This window comes from Shewanella sp. 10N.286.45.A1, assembly GCF_041470405.1.
In the GTDB taxonomy this organism is placed as follows: Bacteria; Pseudomonadota; Gammaproteobacteria; order Enterobacterales; family Shewanellaceae; genus Shewanella.
The window spans coordinates 1-19,373 of sequence record NZ_JBFRMK010000045.1 but is presented as its reverse complement, the minus strand read 5'-3'; the positions used below and the strand labels follow the sequence as shown (position 1 = coordinate 19,373).

At 43.7% G+C, this 19,373-nt stretch carries 14 protein-coding genes and 1 pseudogene; 8 read left to right on the top strand and 7 right to left on the bottom strand.

Features of this window, described 5'->3' with window-relative positions; translation table 11 throughout:
* Positions 1–21 precede the first annotated feature (21 nt).
* Both AB4238_RS04110 and AB4238_RS04105 read right to left on the bottom strand, forming a co-directional pair.
* Positions 22–990, bottom strand: coding sequence for a diguanylate cyclase (locus AB4238_RS04110; RefSeq protein ID WP_372031563.1), 969 nt, complete (start codon positions 988–990; stop codon positions 22–24).
* A gap of 13 nt (positions 991–1,003) precedes the next feature.
* Positions 1,004–1,999, bottom strand: coding sequence for a response regulator (locus tag AB4238_RS04105; RefSeq protein ID WP_371990861.1), 996 nt, complete (start codon positions 1,997–1,999; stop codon positions 1,004–1,006).
* A 383-nt stretch (positions 2,000–2,382) separates the two neighbouring features.
* Between AB4238_RS04105 and AB4238_RS04100 the strand changes: the two genes are divergently transcribed.
* Positions 2,383–3,189: a crotonase/enoyl-CoA hydratase family protein gene (locus tag AB4238_RS04100; protein ID WP_372031562.1), complete on the top strand. Its 807-nt coding sequence runs from the start codon at positions 2,383–2,385 to the stop codon at positions 3,187–3,189.
* A 111-nt stretch (positions 3,190–3,300) separates the two neighbouring features.
* The gene (locus AB4238_RS04095; protein ID WP_372031559.1) at positions 3,301–3,798 is read left to right on the top strand and encodes a YqhA family protein; all 498 of its coding nucleotides are present in this window, start codon (positions 3,301–3,303) and stop codon (positions 3,796–3,798) included.
* 11 nt (positions 3,799–3,809) lie between these two features.
* Here AB4238_RS04095 and AB4238_RS04090 read toward each other — a convergent pair whose 3' ends face one another.
* Together AB4238_RS04090 and rapA are read right to left on the bottom strand one after the other, a co-directional pair.
* Positions 3,810–4,688: a DUF3530 family protein gene (locus tag AB4238_RS04090; protein WP_372031557.1), complete on the bottom strand. Its 879-nt coding sequence runs from the start codon at positions 4,686–4,688 to the stop codon at positions 3,810–3,812.
* A gap of 168 nt (positions 4,689–4,856) precedes the next feature.
* Positions 4,857–7,763: an RNA polymerase-associated protein RapA gene (rapA, locus tag AB4238_RS04085; RefSeq protein ID WP_372031554.1), complete on the bottom strand. Its 2,907-nt coding sequence runs from the start codon at positions 7,761–7,763 to the stop codon at positions 4,857–4,859.
* A gap of 308 nt (positions 7,764–8,071) precedes the next feature.
* On the opposite strand from rapA, the gene AB4238_RS04080 reads away from it, so the two are divergent.
* The 5 genes from AB4238_RS04080 (at position 8,072) to AB4238_RS04060 (ending at position 17,188) form a co-directional block, all read left to right on the top strand.
* A complete protein-coding gene (locus tag AB4238_RS04080; RefSeq protein WP_372031552.1) occupies positions 8,072–9,466 on the top strand; it encodes a PhoH family protein in 1,395 nt (464 codons plus the stop codon).
* Positions 9,467–9,693: 227 nt separating this feature from the next.
* Positions 9,694–13,398: a response regulator gene (locus AB4238_RS04075; RefSeq protein ID WP_372031549.1), complete on the top strand. Its 3,705-nt coding sequence runs from the start codon at positions 9,694–9,696 to the stop codon at positions 13,396–13,398.
* A gap of 127 nt (positions 13,399–13,525) precedes the next feature.
* Positions 13,526–15,925 carry a zinc-dependent metalloprotease gene (locus AB4238_RS04070; RefSeq protein ID WP_372031546.1) on the top strand — a complete coding sequence of 800 codons (2,400 nt, stop codon included), beginning with the start codon at positions 13,526–13,528 and terminating at the stop codon, positions 15,923–15,925.
* An 83-nt stretch (positions 15,926–16,008) separates the two neighbouring features.
* Positions 16,009–16,371 carry a hypothetical protein gene (locus AB4238_RS04065; RefSeq protein ID WP_372031544.1) on the top strand — a complete coding sequence of 121 codons (363 nt, stop codon included), beginning with the start codon at positions 16,009–16,011 and terminating at the stop codon, positions 16,369–16,371.
* Between the two features lie 505 nt (positions 16,372–16,876).
* Complete coding sequence (locus AB4238_RS04060; RefSeq protein ID WP_372031540.1) at positions 16,877–17,188, top strand: hypothetical protein; 312 nt, start codon at positions 16,877–16,879, stop codon at positions 17,186–17,188.
* A gap of 520 nt (positions 17,189–17,708) precedes the next feature.
* Here the strand turns inward: AB4238_RS04060 and AB4238_RS04055 are convergent.
* The 3 genes and pseudogenes from AB4238_RS04055 to AB4238_RS04045 form a co-directional block, all read right to left on the bottom strand.
* Positions 17,709–18,059 carry a DUF6677 family protein gene (locus AB4238_RS04055; RefSeq protein ID WP_372031539.1) on the bottom strand — a complete coding sequence of 117 codons (351 nt, stop codon included), beginning with the start codon at positions 18,057–18,059 and terminating at the stop codon, positions 17,709–17,711.
* 12 nt (positions 18,060–18,071) lie between these two features.
* Positions 18,072–18,443: a hypothetical protein gene (locus AB4238_RS04050; RefSeq protein ID WP_372031536.1), complete on the bottom strand. Its 372-nt coding sequence runs from the start codon at positions 18,441–18,443 to the stop codon at positions 18,072–18,074.
* Between the two features lie 328 nt (positions 18,444–18,771).
* Positions 18,772–19,086 (bottom strand): annotated as a pseudogene (locus AB4238_RS04045) (efflux RND transporter permease subunit); the annotation flags it as partial.
* A 61-nt stretch (positions 19,087–19,147) separates the two neighbouring features.
* Between AB4238_RS04045 and AB4238_RS04040 the strand changes: the two are divergent.
* On the top strand, positions 19,148–19,373 hold a 226-nt coding region (locus tag AB4238_RS04040; RefSeq protein WP_372031535.1), incomplete at its 3' end, for a transposase.

Here is a 19,373-nt window from a genome sequence, read left to right as displayed (position 1 = left end):
TAATGCAATTGGTATAAGTCGCTAACTGTTTTTATGTTGGTGGATCGCACAGGAGTTTCTGCCCGACTCTTTGGCTCGATACAAGGCTTGATCGGCTAAAGATAGCCAAGTTTCACTGCTAAGGATTTCAGGTTGGATATCACATATGCCGATGCTAATCGTGACCTTAATAACCTGATCTTCAAACACGGTTTCTGATTGTTCGACTTTTTTCCGCAATCGCTCTGCAAAAAACAGTGCATTGGCAGCTGGTGTATTGGCAAGTACAACACCGAACTCTTCGCCACCATAACGACCAGCGCAGTCTGTCTCTCTAAGTGACTTATTAATTAGGTGTGAGACGTTCTGAATGACCTTATCGCCGGCTTGATGGCCGTAGGTGTCATTAATCACCTTAAAATTATCGATGTCGAGCATTACCAGTGTTGTTTCGTCGCCATAGCGGCTATTGCGGTCAAACTCTTTTTGCATGCAAAGCTGCCAGTGACGGCGGTTATATAGCTGTGTTAAGCCATCGATCTGACTTAATACTTCAAGGCTTTCATTAACCGCTTTTAGCTGTAACTTGTTGATAGCGACATCAGTAACGTCGTAGACAATCATGCTTAAGTGAGTCACTTCACCCGTCAGTGACGACAGCGGCAGAAGAGTAACATTCTGGTACATGAAGTCAGCACGGCCAGTAATCGGTCGGTAGTTTTTGAATTGAAACACAAACGGACGCTGTTCCCAGCTAATAAAGGCACGGTTTTTAAGCTGAAAAACCGATTCCATTTTATGTTTGAGCCACTTTGCAGGTAGATACTCAAACTGCTCAAACAGATTTTTACCTTTAATCGAATTGGGTGAGACGCCACTGTGGTTTTCCATGAAACCATTCCACAGCTGGATGTTGTAATCCTTATCGAGTACGACTAAGCCAACTTCAATGGTTTGCACCATATCAATTAGCCAGTGGAGCTCGTTCATCGCGCTTTGATCGTCTGCCATCTTATGATCCATCTTAATCTAGCAAGTAGCCAAGCTTATAATTAAGCGTTGGCAAAGAGTCTTCAGTAAATAGCAGCAGTAAATCACATTGAATATCATGATTTTCAATTTGATAGTTAATTTCCATTGCTAGGGTGCGTTGCCATTTATCTGAGTTCTCATGGATGAGTTCATTGGCGGTACAATGTCGGCCTAATACCACGGGGTGGCTTTGGCTGAATTTCATATGCAGTTGTTCTGATATCCCGTTCAGAAAGGCACCAATAAGTACGTTGCCGGTATCCATCATGACTTCTAATTCAGTGGTTTCATCTTCCGGGTTTTCAAGCTTCATTAGCTTGGCCATATCCTGGAAAGAGGAGTCATGAAATAGCAGTAAAGCTTCGCCTGCAATACCGGCACCAATAAACCCTTGGCAGAGTGCGGAGACGGTACCATTTTCCTCTGTTGCTTTTAGTGTCATTGTCAGTTCACTGACTTCAAGCACATTAACGTTAGGGATAGGCAGTAACACGAACACATCGAGTAGCTTTGATAATAAGTCAGCTGCTCGCCCCATCGCGACGTTAGCAACTTCCTGGCAAGCGTCACGTAGGTCAACCTCAACCATAGGGTTTTCAGTTTGGCCGGTACCAATCGCGAGTTCTAAAATACCGTACTCTTGCAAGATATGGCTTATGGCATCGACACTGACAGGTTTTTGAATAAAATCGAGTGCACCGAGTACTTTGACGCGCTCATGTGCTTTTATTTGGATATCGCCAGAAACAACGATGACTAATGCGGGAAGATCTTCTCTTTGAATCGCTTCGAGAACTTCATAACCATCCATAACAGGCATATTTAAGTCTAAGAAGACAATCTCGCCTTTACCTTCACGGATCGCATCAATCCCTTCCGCACCATTGGCGGCATAAGTGAGTTCTACATCCCACTCTTTTGGAAGTGTCCGTGCCATCTGCTTTCTCGCAAGCGCAGAGTCGTCACATATTAGTACGGGAAAGGGCATTATTATTCTTATATCCTAATGTTCGTGCTCAAGTTAACTATTGTTATTATTTTTAGACATCAACTGTAAGTTTTGTTTAGCCTATATATATGAATCTAAATGGTTTTTATTTTATTTCTTGTGTTTATATTTTGCTACTATTACATCAATTTTGCAATTGAATTAGTTTCCTAATGCTGTCACATCTGTGTCATTAATGAAGGAAATAAGTCAATATCTCATTGATAATTATCACCTATCCAGACATTGATAGAAAACAGCACTGTATGACAGTTTATTGACGATGGTCAAAAAGCAATAACATGTTATAGGTATTAACGATTTATGCCAAATATGTTAACTTGTTATCTGGACTGACCAGTGTCACGTAAAAGGATTTGAAAATGAGCAATAAATTAGTCTCGATACGAAAAGAAGATAGTATTGCGTACGTATCTCTGAATCGCCCTGAGAAGTATAATGCTTTGAATTATGAGCTTTTTAAGCAGATAGATGCTTGCATAGCTCAACTCAGAAAGGATAAATCACTAAGAGCTGTGATCCTATTTGGCGAGGGGGATAGTTTTTGCTCTGGCCTCGATGTAAAGAGTGTAAGCCGCTCACCTTTTGATGCGGTAAAGCTACTATTTAAATGGTTACCTGGTAATGCTAATTTGGCGCAACGAGTCTCAATAGGTTGGCGTCGATTACCAGTGCCAGTTATCGCCGTTTTGGAAGGGGTCTGTTACGGTGGCGGAATGCAAATTGCGTTAGGTACTGACTTTAGAATCGCTTCTCCTAGCTGTAAATTATCGATAATGGAAGCGCGATGGGGTTTAGTGCCTGATATGGCGGGTTTTGTCGGGCTTAGAGAACTAATGCCAAAAGATCAAGCGCTTAAGTTAACAATGACTGCTGAAATTCTGACTGCTGAGCAGGCGTTATCCTACAATTTGCTCACAGCCATTGAAGATGACCCTATGGCTGCAGCAACAATATTAGCTCAACGATTGATGCAAACATCTCCTGATGCCAATGCGGCAATAAAGCAGAGTATTCAAAAAAGTTGGAGTGCGCCTATTAGGCAATTATTGCGCAGAGAGTCTTGTTACCAAGTGAGGTTACTTGCGGGTAAAAACCGAATTATTGCTGCAATTAGACAGTCTAAGGACTCTCTAAAGGAGTATAGAAATAGGCAATCAGGCTGGTAATTCTGATCTATTGCTTAATTTGTGATGAACGTCACAAATGACCATGAAGTTTGTGTGGAAGTGGGAGGCATATTTTACACTTTTGCATCTTACTTAAACTCGTTGGATTAAATGATTGTGCGTGAACTTTTTGAACGTTTTCTATGGAGTAGCCGACTTTCGGTAATGTTTGGTGTTTTATCCTGCATCATTGCAGCTTTTGTTGTATTTGCAATGGGGTTAAAAGACGTTATTCACATGCTGCACCTTATCTGGGGTTATGTGTTTAGTGGTAGCCATGCGATTCGTAATGATCTCGTTATGGTTGTGGTCGAGATCCTAGATACCTTTTTACTTGGTGCTGTGTTACTTATTTTTGCGTTTGGTCTATATGAATTATTCATTAGCAACTTAGATGAGGCGAGTAAAAGTGAAGCTGGTGGTAAGATTCTGATTATCAACAGTATTGATTCGCTTAAAAGTAAATTAGGTAAAGTGATACTGATGATGCTTATCATCAAAGTGTTTTCATTTTTTAGTGAAATTAAGCCTGTAACAACGTTGGACTTACTCTATATGGGGATCACTGTGGTACTCATTGCCGGCGCATTGAAGTTAAGTAAAGATTAAAAATAATAAGCCTATCCGTTCGGGTAGGCTTTATTTATTCGCTGTGCAAAGCCTTCAATTAATTTACTGCCATTACTCCAACCCTCTTTATGCAGCAAATCTAGCGACATCTTATATTGATGGTATCGATATGGTTGGTTTTGCGGCATCAAAGTGATACGACTTTGTTGAGTCGCTAGCGATGCGGCAGTGCCATCTCGTGATTGAATATCGAGTACAGGTATTGTTAGCTCCGCAAGGTTTGTTGGTAATGCTTGATTGCGGCTTGGAATGTCACTATAGGGGTTGATTAACGCTAGCATATCAGGCATTGGGAGCTTTTTGTCTTTAAGTAACTCAATGACTAATGCCGCACTATCGCCATTGCAGATTAAGATCCGCTTGCCTTGATATTGCTTACCTAAGCTATCTAACTGGGCCATGCTGCTAATTAAGAAGCTTTGCTGTTGCTCAAGGTTGAGGCTGAGCTGCTCTTCAGTGAATACAGGCATTGCACGAGTACTTTGCTCGCTAAGTTGTTGCTCACCAGCATTGGCGACATCTTCGGCTTTAGTGGCGTAATTAGGCATACCTGGTTTAAGAGGTGGCGTAATGGCAAGTGTTGCCCAGCCGGCACTATTTAACTGACGGCGTAAATAAGCAGTAAACCCTGCTGCATCAGCGCCCAGTCCTAGCTGTGGAACAATAATCGCCAGCCCTAATTTTTTTGTGCCTTGCCAAGATCTTAAGAGTGCAGGGTATTGTTGGTCATCTACTTGCAGGTAGTGAACTTCAGACTGTGGTAGATAAGACAAATCTTGCGCTATGGTTGCTGGCGTAACAAAGGCTGTCGATATAGTAAAGATAAGCGTAAGCAATAGCTTTACAGGAGTTAAAGTTCGTTGATACATACGCGAGTACAACCTTAGTGCAAAATACTGTAGAAAATCGTGAGGTTAATTCATCGAGTATATCGCAAAGGAATGCAGTGCTTAAGGCCTGCTAGTTAAAAATTGCTGTATGGGTTAAAAAACAAAAAGCCTCGCTAAAAAGCGAGGCTTTGTGCTTAGTTTGCTACGTTAAGCGTGACTGACTAATACCAAACGAATAGCATCAAGCTGTAGTTGGCTACTATCAAGGTAACGGTTTAGTTCACTCATCTGTTCGCTTAAGTGAGTTAACTCTTCATCACGAATATTTGGGTTAACTGCTTTAAGCGCTTTTAGTCGCTCAAGCTCACCAGTTAGTTGCTGGGTCATCTTTTCACGTGCAGTCTCTGTCAGTAATTTGAGTTCACTCGCAGCGAAGCTCTCTCCTTTAGCAAATAGTGGGTGCAAAATTGCCTGTGAGGCGGTCACTAATTTGCTGGCAATATGACGATTAACCGCACTTAACTGTCTGTCGAAACTCTCGTAAGTGACATTATCAGACAGATTATTACCACTCTTATCTAACAAGATACGAATTGGCGTTGGTGGCAGGTAGCGATATAGCTGGCTCGACTTTGGCGCTGATGCATCCGCCATATAGATTAACTCTAAGAACACAGTACCCGCTGGTAGTGCTTTGTTTTTTAACACTGCAACGCTGGTGGTGCCGGTTTCAGAAGAGGTGATCAAGTCCAAGCCTGTCTGTACGATAGGGTGTTCTTGAGTAATCAGTGCGATATCATCACGTGAAAGTGCCATTTCTCGGTCGAAAGTGACGGTAATGCCATCTTCCGGCAGGCCTGGATAGGTTGGGAACATCATGTGCTCACTTGGGTGCAGCACGATCGCATTCTCACCGCTATCTTCCTGCTCCACACCGATGATATCCCATAAGCGGATCACTGAACCGATTAGCTGGGTGTCTTCATCTCTGGCTGCCAAGCTTTCAACTAACTTGTTAGCACGCTCGCCGCCGTGAGAGTTAATCTCTAGCAGTTTGTCGCGTCCTTGCTCCATGGCCACTTTAAGTTCTTGGTAACGCGATTTGGTGTTATCTAGTAGCGTCTCAAGGCTCGATTCATCGTCAGTGGTTAAGGTTTCGAGTAGCTCGCCCGAAAATTCACCAAATAGGATATGACCACTTGGACAAGTACATTCAAAGGCATTCAATCCTTGATGATACCACTGCATTAATCGTTCTTGCGCAGTACCCGCTAAGTAGGGCAGGTGGATCTCAACATCATTTTTCTGACCAATACGGTCAAGACGACCAATGCGCTGCTCGAGTAGATCAGGGTTAAGCGGTAGATCGAACAGTACTAAATTACTGGCGAACTGGAAGTTACGACCTTCGGAACCGATTTCACTACAGATAAGCGCTTGTGCACCGCCTGTTTCTTGAGCGAAATAAGCACCGGCTTTATCACGCTCAATAATCGACATGCCTTCGTGGAATACGGTGGCTTGGATCCCTTCACGTGTGCGCAGTGCTTCTTCTAAGCTCAAGGCTGTTTCAGCTTGGCTGGCAATAATAAGCACTTTCTTACTGCGGTTGGTTTTAAGGAAATCAATTAACCAATCAACGCGAGGATCAAATTTCCACCAACTGGCGCTGCCGCTATCAAAATCTTGGTAGATTTTCTCAGGACTCAACACTTGTCGTACTTTGGCATTGGTGTCTAAGTGTTTGTTCATCATGGCGCTAACGCGTGATGCGGTAACATACTGCTCAGGCATCGGCTGTGGATGAATATGCAGGTTACGGGTTGGAAACCCTTTTACCGAGGCGCGACTATTACGATACAACACACGACCAGTGCCATGACGATCGAGTAGTTCTTGTAGCAACTCTTCACGGGCTTGGTGGCGAGTATCTGTATTGGCGCTTTCGTCTTGAATAAGGTTGATGCTGTCGCTGATATCTTTTTCTGATAACAGCTGTGTCAGACTAGTGATAGCGTCAGTTGAAAGGTTTTCTCCACCGGCTAAAGCATCCGCTGCCGTCGCCACATCTTTATAACTCTCTTCCTCTTTCAAGAAAGAGGGGTAGTCATAAAAGCGGTCAGGATCGAGTAAGCGTAAGCGAGCAAAATGACTCTGGTGACCGAGTTGATCAGGCGTTGCGGTAAGCAGTAGTACGCCAGGAACGACTTCACTTAATGCTTCAACCACTTTATAAGCGCGGCTTGGGGCATCTTCAGACCATTCTAAATGGTGCGCTTCATCGACAACCATTAGATCCCAATCGGCATCCAATGCTTGGTCTAAACGCTTTTTCTTACGCAGTAGTTCAAGCGAACAGATAACCAGTTGCTCGGTGTAGAAAGGGTTATCGTTATCAGCATAAGCTTCAACGCAGCGGTCTTCGTCGAAAACAGAAAAACGCAAGTTAAAGCGGCGCAACATCTCAACCAGCCACTGGTGACGTAGCGTGTCAGGCACAATAACTAAAATACGTTCAGCACGGCCAGTAAGTAGCTGCTGATGAATAATTAAACCCGCTTCAATGGTTTTACCCAGGCCAACTTCATCGGCAAGTAATACGCGCGGCGCAAAACGTTGACCGACTTCATGAGCAATCCACTGTTGATGTGGGATCAACCCAACTCTTGGCCCTTGTAGTCCAAGTAGATCGGAGGTCGCCAGTTTGTTTCTCAGCAATTGACACTGATAGCGAACACCAAAACGGTCCATGCGATCAATTTGACCTGCAAACAGACGATCTTGTGGCTTATTGAAACGAATATTGTGATTCAGCAGCGTCTCACGCAGGCTGGCTTGCTCACCTGTTTCGCTATGAATGCCGTGGTAGATAATAAGGTTATCTTTCTCTTCAACTTCGGTAACAGTCAATGACCACTCATCGTGGCTCTCAACTTTATCGCCTGGATTGAAGATAACGCGTGTTAGCGGAGCTTCTGAACGAGAAAATAGTCTATTCTCGCCAGTCGCAGAAAAAAGTACAGTGACCATACGGCCTTCCATACCGACGACTGTACCCAAACCTAGTTCTGATTCGGTATCGCTGATCCAACGTTGACCAAGGGAAAACGGCATTTAAAAACTCTCATATACTGGGTGAATCACAAGGGGCGCGTATGTTATAACAATCCCACACATTTTGAAATTGAACCTACTAATATTAGCTTAATTCTGTTGGTGATAGATTACAAATTCACCAATTGAATGTGAGTATTTTACAGCATCATCAACTTGTCATATTTCAACGCTAATGATGACAGCTTATTACGCAAGAGCATTGATGCGAGACAATATTGGTGGCAGTATGAAGTTAATAACTTGTAACTACTCTAAAGGAGCTTTATCTATCTCGTAATCAAAATTAATGCACAATTGGAGGCGCCATGGAACAAGACGACAGAAAGTTGTTTGTACTGGATACCAACGTATTACTGCATGAACCTTTGGCTATTTATTCATTTAAGGAGCATGACGTAGTCGTACCTATGACAGTTCTAGAGGAACTGGATCTAATCAAGGATAGAAAGCGAGACGTTAGCCGCGATGCAAGGGTCGCGATTAGAGCATTAGAAGATATACTCGGTGGGCAAACGACACCGGAGCAAATAGTCCAAGGTGTGCCATTGCCTAGGCGAGAAGATCACAGTGATGCTAACGGCACACTCTCTATTTTTCCTGATCATCAAATCGAATTCACCATTGGCAGCATGCCCGGTGACAATAACGATAACCGCATTATCAATACAGCACTGCATCTACAAGAGCTGCATCAGCCCCGCACCGTCGTACTCGTTACCAAAGATATTAATATGCGCCTCAAAGCGAAAGGGGCAGGAATACAGCGTGTTGAAGATTATCGTACCGATCAACTTATTGACGACATCCGCTTCCTAACGAAAGGTTTCCACAAATTTGATGGTGATTTTTGGCTGCATACCGATGATGTCACAACCGAGAGTAATGGCCGACATACCGTTCATAAAGTGCCAATCGACAAACTGGGCGACGACATTTTTTACACTAATCAGTACTTGTTGGATGAAGGACGTGACTTTTGTGGCCGTATTATCGAGAAAACCGATAGCGAGCTTAAGTTCTTAGATCTAGGTCGGGAACGGTTAATGAATCTGGATGCATGGGGGATTAGACCGAAAAATATTTACCAAGGTATGGCACTGCAAGCACTACTTGATCCTGAGATTGATCTAGTGATTCTAACGGGGCCAGCTGGCTGTGGTAAAACCTTGCTCGCAATGGCTGCAGCGCTTGAGATGGTGGTCGAGCGTGGCAAGTATGAAAAAGTTATCGTTACTCGTAATACTCCAGAAATTGCAGAGTCGATAGGTTTCCTACCTGGTACCGAAGAGGAGAAGATGGCGCCTTGGCTAGCAGCCATTACCGATACCTTAGAAGTACTGCATAAAAATGATGTAAACCCTAGCGGGAGCATGAACTACATCATGGACAAGGCCAATATCCAGTTTAAGTCGATTAACTTTATGCGCGGTCGCTCGATTCAAAACTCGGTAGTACTGCTTGATGAGTGTCAAAACTTAACGGCATCGCAGATCAAAACCATGATCACCCGTATGGGGGAAGGAACCAAATTGATCTGTAGTGGCAACTTGGCACAAATCGACTCTAATTACCTGACAGCAGTCACTTCTGGTCTAACTTACATTGTCGAGCGCTTTAAAGATTTTGATGGTAGCGCCAATGTTTACTTAAATGGTGTGGTACGTTCTCGTTTAGCCGAGTTTGCTGAAGAGAATCTATAAAGCTTGGTCAGTTAAAAAGCTGCAACTAAATGGCCTCTGAAATATTGAGGCCATTGTTCGATAATTCGTTACATTTTAAGCTAATATTGAGTATTCCAATAGGTTATCTTCCTGATAGTATTAGGTAGCATGCCAAGATAAGTCTATGTTCGAGTCAAATGAGTATATGTCTTAGGCATTGGCGCTAACCAAGATGCATTTCGATTGAGTATTACCAAGGGTTGTAAATGAAACCGACTGATCAAGCTCCTCAGCTAAAGTCACCGATACAGAAAAATTATAGTAGAGCCGTATTTTACACTTATATCGGTGTAATCATTATGGCTCTATTAACAGCTTGGTTCTTTTTTGAAAGACAGAAAATCCAAGTCATTGAGCAGCGTGAAGAGCTTGTAGAGCGTCACGTGCTGCAGATCGATCTACTGCTCGAGTCGAGTATTAGAGCGGTGAAAAGTTTGCGTAACGTCGCCATTGATCATTTAAGGTTAGGCGAATTAGTGCGTAAAGAGCGTCTACCTCAGTATGAGAAATTTAACGAAAGCGGCCAGTTTTTTACCTTAGAACCCAGTTACGCTAAAAGTGGCGAACCCTTTACCAACATGGGGCGCATTACTGGTGCGGGTTCGCTGAATGGTCGTAGTGATAAATTTTACCAAGAACTGGAGATGCTATTTGAGTTGTCTCTTTCATTTCCTGTCGCGACGCTCGCGGCCCCCAATGCATCCTCAATTTATTACACCTCTAAACGACGGATAATGTCCTATTATCCGTGGCCGTCAAATGAACAACGCTTTCGGGATGAGCTACTCAATAAGAAACAATTTCAGCTAGCAACGCCTGCAATGAATCCGCAGCGCAGTATTTTTTGGAGTCCTGCCTACGTTGACCCAACTGAAAAAGGGTTGTTAACAACATTAGGCGTGCCTATTTATCTAGAAGATGAATTTATTGGCTCGATCAACCTAGACATGACTCTTGCTTCACTTGCCAAACAGATCCGTCTCTATTTTAAAATGCCCGGTACGGTGATCTTGCTTGATCAAGATAATAATATTCTGTCTCACAGTGATATCGATACGTCTGAGTTTAATCGGGTGTACCACATTAGTCAGAAGATCCCCTCTGAGCTACATTCGATTCCCGAATCTGAGTTATTTGACGCCCATGAAGGCATTATTCGTAATGGTTACTACATTCACTCTGTTGCACTTGCCAATCCGCCGTGGCGCTTGTTGTATCTGCAAGATGTTGATGATCTGTTTAAAGATTCTTGGGAAAAACTCGAACTGACATTCGTATTGGTGGTAATGGCACTGTCCGTTTTAGTGACGATTGTGCATTGGCAAACCAGACGCTCGTTCGTTAATCCTGCAACTCAATTACTGACACATTTAGAAGAGTGCTCGGCTGAGCCAATTAAACCGCCAGAGAAGATTACTCAAGGCTGGGGACCTTGGTTCCAGTTAGTCAGTCGGATTTTTGAAGAGAACAAGCAATATACTCGTCACCTTGCTGAGCAAAATCGACGGCTGGATAAACTGGTTGCACAGCGAACAGAACGGCTAAAAGACACCACGGAGCGACGTGAAGAGGAATATGCACTGTTACGCTCTTTACTCGACTCCATTCCTGAAGCGATTGTGTTTAAAGATAAAGATGGCCGCTATTTAGGCTGTAACAAATCTGCAGAACGGATGTTGGGTTACACCGAGAATGAGATTGTAGGTCAATATGCCGATGCATTAATTCCAAGTGAACAAGCTGTTCGTATTCGTGCTGAAGATGAAAGAGTACTCGCTAATAAAGTGCCGCTTCGTTACCAAGAGAAAGTCGATTTTGCCGGTAAACCGGTATTGCTTGATACCCTAAAGATTCCATTTTATAACCGCCGTGATGAACTGCTAGGTTTGATTGCAGTTTGGCGTGATGTCACACGTGAATATGAGTCGGCCGAGCAGTTACGTTTGTCGGAGGAGCGTTATCATCTGGCGATGGATGCGGTAGAGGATGGCTTATGGGATTGGTATTTAGATTCTGAGCAAATTATTTGTAACCCTGCCTACTACTCAATGCTTGGTTATAAGAGTAATGAATTTCCGGCACTGGTTTCGACAATTGATGAGCTGATCCACCCCGATGATCGCATTAGGGTTGAGGAGCATCGTAATGAATACTTGAGCAATCCTATTGGCACTTACGATGTCGAATTTAGGATGTTGGGTAAAAGTGGTGAGTATCATTGGTTATTGTCTCGTGGTCGTGTAGTCGAGTTCACTCCGACTAACCAACCTAAGCGTATGGTCGGTACTCACAAAGATATTACCCGCCATAAGCGTAATGAAGTGGCGATGCTTGAAGCGAAACAAGACGCTGAAATGGCAAACCTTTATAAAAGTGAATTCTTGGCCAATATGAGCCACGAGATCCGTACACCGATGAATGCGATTATTGGTATGTTGCAGTTAGCGCAGCGTACATCGTTAACTGCTCAGCAGAAAGACTACCTAGAAAAAGCGGGTTTCTCTGCTCATTCATTACTGCGGATCATTAATGATATTCTCGACTTCTCAAAGATTGAAGCCGGTAAGTTAGAACTCGAAAGAGTGGCATTCCCACTCGATAAAGTACTGGATCATGCCCTAGACCTTAATGCACTAAAAGCCCAAGAGAAAGGTGTTGAACTATTACTATATGCTCCAGTCACTGCAGGGCTAATTCTTGAGGGCGATCCGCTGCGTCTTGGTCAGGTACTGATTAACATGCTCTCAAATGCGGTTAAGTTTACGAAATCAGGTGAAATTGAGCTTGGTTGTGAAGACGTTGGTGAGCGTGATCATCGCATTACGTTGAAATTCTGGGTGCGCGATACCGGTATTGGGATCAGTAAAGAGCAGCAAGCGATACTGTTCGATGCCTTTGCTCAAGCCGATGGTTCTACTACCCGTAAATATGGTGGTACAGGACTAGGTTTGTCTATCAGTAAGCACTTGGTGTCGATGATGGGTGGTATCATGCAAGTTGAAAGTGAGATGGGGGTTGGTAGTACCTTTAGCTTCACCATTAGCTTTGAAATTGCTGAAGAGGCAGAAGTACAGCCACTGGTTATCCCTTCCACATTAGGGGGATTGAAAACACTAGTCATTGACGATAACCCGACCGCGCTACAGATCTACTCAAGCGTCATGCGCGACTTCCACTTTAGCGTCGATACTGCCGCAAGTGGCCCTGAAGGGTTATACAAACTCAGCAAGAACCCCGTTGACCTGTTGCTGCTTGATTGGATGATGCCTGAGATGGACGGCATCGCGGTAATTGAAGAGATAGACGATATGGTTGCTACAGGCAAGCTTGCAAAGCGCCCAGTGATCATCATGATGACGGCGTATGCCGCAGAGCCAATGCATAAGGATATAGCGGGTTCAAATGTATTTGCACTGCTACAAAAACCGTTTAAAGCCTCCTCCCTATTTGATGAGATTATTTCGGCATTCTCAGATGAACCGAGCTTAAATCCGTTGCCGGAAGTTAGTGAAGAGGCAGCAGATAAGGATACGGGTTACATACTGCTGGTAGAAGATAACTTTATTAATCAGCAGGTCGCTACAGAGCTACTTAAAAGTGCGGGTTATACGGTAGATGTCGCAGAGAATGGTCAGATAGCTTTAGATATGATTGAAGCTGCTAATTACGACGCGGTATTGATGGATATTCAGATGCCAGTGATGGATGGTTTAACGGCTACGAAGGAGCTGCGTAAACGCTATTCTGCAACTGAGCTGCCAGTCATTGCAATGACAGCCCATGCGATGTCGGGTGATAGAGAAAAGAGTTTATCGGCTGGTATGAACGCTCACATTACTAAACCTATCGTGCTCAATGAGTTATTTGAAACCTTGAGCCATTGGATTGGAGAGTGCGGCCGAAAGTCATGATGCGTAAATGATTCATGTCAAATAGTTGATATAGGCTTGCGAACATGCAAGCCTATTTATTAAGCTAATAAATAATTAAGACTATCGCGATTAACGATAGCAACCTAATAAGGCTCAAGGAGAGATCATGAAACCCTACAAACTCGCACTGGCAATAGCCCTAGCGACAGTGCCGTTGACTAGTGTGTATGCTGCTACGAATACCGCTACTATTATAAAAAAGAGTCAAGCAGCCACAGGTTTCATTAATCTGTTTTATGAGAAAGCATCTGGCGATCTTTATCTCGAAGCTAATAAGCTAAATGAACCATTCCTGCTGCTTACTAGCCTACCTCATGGGGTAGGATCTAACGATATTGGCCTAGACAGAGGTCAGCTAGGCCGCACACGGATGGTTCAATTTGAGCGTCATGGCCCTTATCTTATCCTTAAACAGCTCAATACGGCTTATCGTGCAAGTACAGATAATGCAGCAGAGCAGCGTGCCGTCAATGAGGCCTTTGCAGAATCGGTTTTATGGCGCGGAAAAGTGGTTACTGGCAAGCGTAATTTAGTCGCCATTAATGAGCTGGTGGTTAATGATCTGCATGGTATTAGCGAAGTCTTAGAGCAAACTAAGCAGGGGAGTTATCAGCTAGATAAAAGCAAGTCGTTGATCTTACCTGAAGGGGTTAAATCCTTTGAGCGTAACAGCGATGTTGACGTACTACTGACATTTAATAGTGCTAAAGCGGGGAATTATGTCGCGCAGGTCACTCCTGATGCTAAGCATCTATCTGTGCGTCTTCGTTACTCATTTATAGCCTTGCCCGAAGAGCAGTATCAGGTGCGCAGTTATCACCCTATGAGTGGTTACCTGTCTGATGATTACCTCGATTATGGCACCCGTGTTGACGAAGACATTCGTCAGCGCTTTCTACTGCGGCATCGATTAGAAAAAGTCACCCCTGGAGCTGCGCCAAGTCAGGTAGTTAAACCTATTACGTATTATCTCGATCCGGGAGTACCAGAGCCTATTCGCTCGGCACTACTTGAAGGTGCTCGCTGGTGGGAAGATGCTTTCACTGATGCTGGTTTTATCAACGGCTTTAAAGTGGAGTTATTACCCGAAGATGCCGATCCACAAGATGTTCGTTATAACGTCATTCAATGGGTACATCGCGCGACGCGTGGTTGGTCGTACGGCTCTGCGGTTACCGATCCTCGCACTGGTGAGATTATCAAAGGACATGTGACATTAGGGAGCCAACGCGTACGACAAGACCACCTAATTGCTCGTGGCCTAACTGCTGGCTGGGAAGATAGAGCCGCAGCAGATGATGCTGCAATGGCACTATCGCTTGCGCGGATTAGGCAGTTATCAGCGCACGAAGTTGGCCATACATTAGGCTTAGATCATAACTTCGCTGCCTCGAGTAACAGTAATGCCTCAGTGATGGATTACCCGCACCCTATGGTTACGGTAAATGGCGGCAAGATTGATATCAGCAAACCTTATGATGAAGGTGTTGGTGCATGGGATAAGTACACCGTAGCGTATGGCTACAGTGAGTTTGCTCCAGAGCAGGAGCAAGCTAAATTGGTAGAACTTCGTAATCAGGTTGAACGTCAAGGGTTACGCTACATCGGTGAGGCTGATTCTCGAAGTGCTGGAGCGAGTAATGCCTATGCGAGTTTATGGGACAATGGCACCGACCCTGTTGCAGAGCTGAAGCGATTAGGTGCAGTTCGAGCTAAGGCAATACAGGACTTTTCAGCTGCAACACTGCTAGCCGAGCAGCCGCAAGGCGAGTTAAGTGATGCCTTTGTTCCTATCTATCTATTAACGAGATTTCAACTAACAGCAGCAGCTAAGTTTATTGGTGGTACAGATTATACTTATGGTGATAGCGTTGATGGTAAAAGTTGGCACTACTTAGCGCCAGCGCTGCAACAGCAAGCATTAGACGCTATATTATCGACTTTAACGCCCAGTGAGTTGACTATCTCGGAATCATTGCAGCAAATGTTAGTCCCTAAAGCTGGCAACTATCAAAACACCCGTGAAAGTTTCCACTCTGGATTAGGTGTCGTCGCCGATCCGCTAGGTATGGCAGAAGTCTTGAGTCGTCATGCGTTGTCGCAAGTGTTCGTGCCAGAGCGAATTAACCGAGTTAATCAAGCTTACCTTAACGATAAAGAGCAGTGGTCAGTGGTTAAGATCACCGACAAGGTGCTCGCTAAAACTGTGTTCTCCGATATTCCCACTGGCCCAGAACTTGGTGTATGGATGCGTGTTAATGCGGTAACTATCGATGTGTTACTGCAGGCCTATCATAATGTAAAAACCAGACCTGAGGTTAAGGCGCAGTTGGCTGAGCGATTAACTTATACCGTTAAGCAATTGAAGCGCAAAGTGAAGCGAGTTAGTGCATATGAAGCTGCGCACTTTGCATGGTTGCAGCACGGTATTGAAAAGGGGTTACTCAATCCAGAAATTAAGCTGATTGTTAAACCGCTACCTATGCCGCCAGGTTCGCCGATCTAACCGTATTACTTTTTAGATGTTATAAAAGCGCTTGGTACTTACTAAGCGCTTTTTTATTGAAAGCGATATAAATTAGATGGATAGTGCAACTTTTAGTCATTGAGGCAGTCTACGGTTACACATCCATTTTATCTTGTAGTACTGGGAAAATGTTACTTAAAGCTATAACCCATATTTTGCTGCTCATCTCCTTGCTTGGGCAGTTTCTGCTTACGCCGGCGATGGCGCTGCCAGATATGCTACATACTTTAAGTCAACAGCATTCGATAAGCTCTGCACCGCGGTCTACCCCGTTATCAACAGTGTCTAACGTAAGTGACGTTTACGACTTCAAATCTAATATTGCCACCAACAATATAACCTTTGATTGTGAAGCTTTGTGTCAGGAACTAGCATCAGGCCATTGCACCACTCATGGTGGTAGTAGCAGTCGGACTGCACAATGATGTCATTGTCGTCTCACAAAATAGTCTACAGCGCGAAAGGATAATTGCGCCGACTTGGTCAATTAAAACAGTGACTCTATACCCGTTCTACCTGAAGGTGCAGGATTCAGTGGGAATTTAATGGACTTTAATCACGGCATTGATTGCCACGAATGGTCATTCCCTTGGTAAAATCAATAACACTGAGTAAAGTCCATTAAAGCCCATCGCAGAAGGCTTTGTGCCAGCCCACTTCGTTGTTGCACTAATTTAAAAGGGAATCACCATTTCTACATTAATGCGCCTAGAATTGAACAGGCACAATGCCTCTGAAACGAGCACCTTCAAGTAGAGCGGGTATATATAGTTAATCCTCCTCCAATAGCATAACCGTCTAACATAATTTTTAAGCTTTGTATGTTATTTGTATCAAATTGCAAATTTTGCCTCTTTTTTGTTCTCTATGCTAAGTAAATGACTTAGACTGCTTGTTAACAAGAATGGGCAAATAAGATTGGAGTTGTATATGAAAATGTTAACCAGCGTAGCCTTATCAGTAGTTGTTACTTTAGTTTCTGCCTCTGCAATGGCAGAAAGACCTGATTTCTCTAAAACTTCAGCAGCACGTGCTGATTACGATTTTTCTAAAAACGTTGCAGCTAAGCAGGTCAATGATATTGAGCGTGGCACAACTCGCCATGATTTCTCTAAAACATCAGCCGCAACAAATAGCTATGAGTTCTCGAAAAATCCTACTGCGAAAGTAAAGCAGCATGTTAAGCCATCAACTCAACATGACTTTTCAAAAACAGATGCAGTTCATCAAGTTTGTAGTTAAATAGATTAAATTCTTTGATAAAAAAGGGCTACTCAATGAGTAGCCCTTTTTTTGAGCGATTGGATAACGGCTCTTATACCCATTCCATTAGGGATATACTCAGTTCAGCGCTTTCTCAGGGCTTTCAATCCAAGACGCATTGTGGAAGAAGTGTTTATTCCCTTTTGAGATAATGCAACGTAGCAGTAAAAGTAGTGAGATGCTGACAACGTGCGGCTGATATTTAAGGCATGGGGAAATCACTTAATACAGCGCATGTGGCATTCGATATACGACTAAATGGTCTATTTTGTTCCATACAGAATAGGACATTGCGGTCCTCCTTGGCAGTCAGATTTAGGCGGTACGAGACCAAGGGTGGTCGAAGGTAGAATAATGCAGGCACAATTATCGAGAGCGGAGCAAGATGCCAGAGCCGAGAATAACTTTTAGCGATAAGCCACTGACTTGACTAGAGTGATTTTAACAGCCGCTGAATGAACAACTCTGTAATGGGATTGGTATCATCATGACAACTTAATTAATTTTCTTGTAGATCTTGTTGGCGACCTAAACGGTATGAATCCGCTACACCAAAAATCCAAGATAATACAAAGGCTGCCGTCGCGATATTAACCCACAGCGCCTCATTGCCAACGGGGGCTTGGGTAACGGCACTGTATATAGCGTCGAGCTGCAAAGGGATCTCGCCGCTAATGATCTTCTCTGATATTAATTGTGCTTTTTGATAAGCATGCCAGCAGAGGTAAGACAGTGCAGCAACCGCGCTCACCAAAATCAATTTCCCTGTGGTCATCTTTTTCAAGTAAAAGTGACCGGCACCAGGACAAACAAAGGCAGACAGTAATACAGCTTTAATCGATGTTTTCATGGAAGTAGCCCTTTATTCAAGATCAATTCGGCGAATGGCTTGCTTTAAAAAATTGACCTTGTGTTCTAACTGTTGCCGACGTTCATCTTGCTGCCTGTGTGCATCAAGCTGACTTTGCACGCCTGTTAGCTCTTGTATTAACCAACCTCTAATCATCACGTAGTATCTTGAGTCCGTGCCGTATTGGTAGATTAATTCGAGGGAGTCAGGCCGAGCATCAGTTATAGCCTTGTCGATAGCGTTAACCATGACGCCAATTTGGTACTCTTGCTGATTATTAGCTAAGTCGTTGTCTGCCAATGCAGACCCTGACAGCAAGTTACTTAACAGTAATAACGCAAAGGTGGCTGAGCGGGTAGCATGGCTGAGTGCAAAGCATTTCATAAGTGACAAGCTTCAGTGTGAATTGATTTAAGATTAACAGCGTCTGTTAGCTATTGCTCATAAAATATTGTTCATCTTTGACTGAACGTGACTCAGGGCTGTTGATCTGTATCGCTGCGTTAGCCACTTTTCACTGAGCGCGCTAAACATCATCGCTCAAGCCTTGCCCTAACTCGAACAACACTAAGCTCGAACAACACTAAGCTAGAAAGGTCAACAGCCTCTAGATGTATTCAGGCTCAGCACATTACTGAGCTGAGCCTGAACTGCCAGGAAGCATTGTTCGATCTTGATTTATTGGGTTAGTTAATGCGTGGTAACCCCCTTATCATGCTTGCTTATATGGATAAGGAATACGGAACATTAAGGCGTAGGTTACTGGCAGTACAATAAGTGTGAGCACTGAGGCAAAACCTAAACCTAAACCTAAACCTAAACCTAAACCAAAAATGATGGTAATTGCCATTGAGCCAAAGAAGGCATCTGATAATAACGGGATCATCCCTAGTATAGTCGTAATTGCCGCCATTAATACTGGTCTGACGCGACTCACTGAAGAATTCACTACCGCTTGGTAGGGATCTTTACCTTCGCTGAGCTCAAGGTTTATTTGATCCGCCAACACAATGCCATTTTTAATTATTCCGGTCTAATCGATCTGGACACCTTGATTGTGGATTATAGAACCAACAATAGAGGTGAGCATGAATACGAAAAGACAGTACCGAACTTACACCAAAGAGCTTAAAGAGGAAGCTTTAGGGTTAATAACCGAACAAGGCTATAGCGTTCCAGAAGCTGCAGACGCGCTTGGTGTATCATCAAACCTGCTTTATACATGGAAACAGAAGGCAGAAGAGCTAGAAAACTCTTCTGTGACTTCAGATGAAAAAACTGAGCTTCTAGCTCTTAGAAAAGAGATTAAACAGC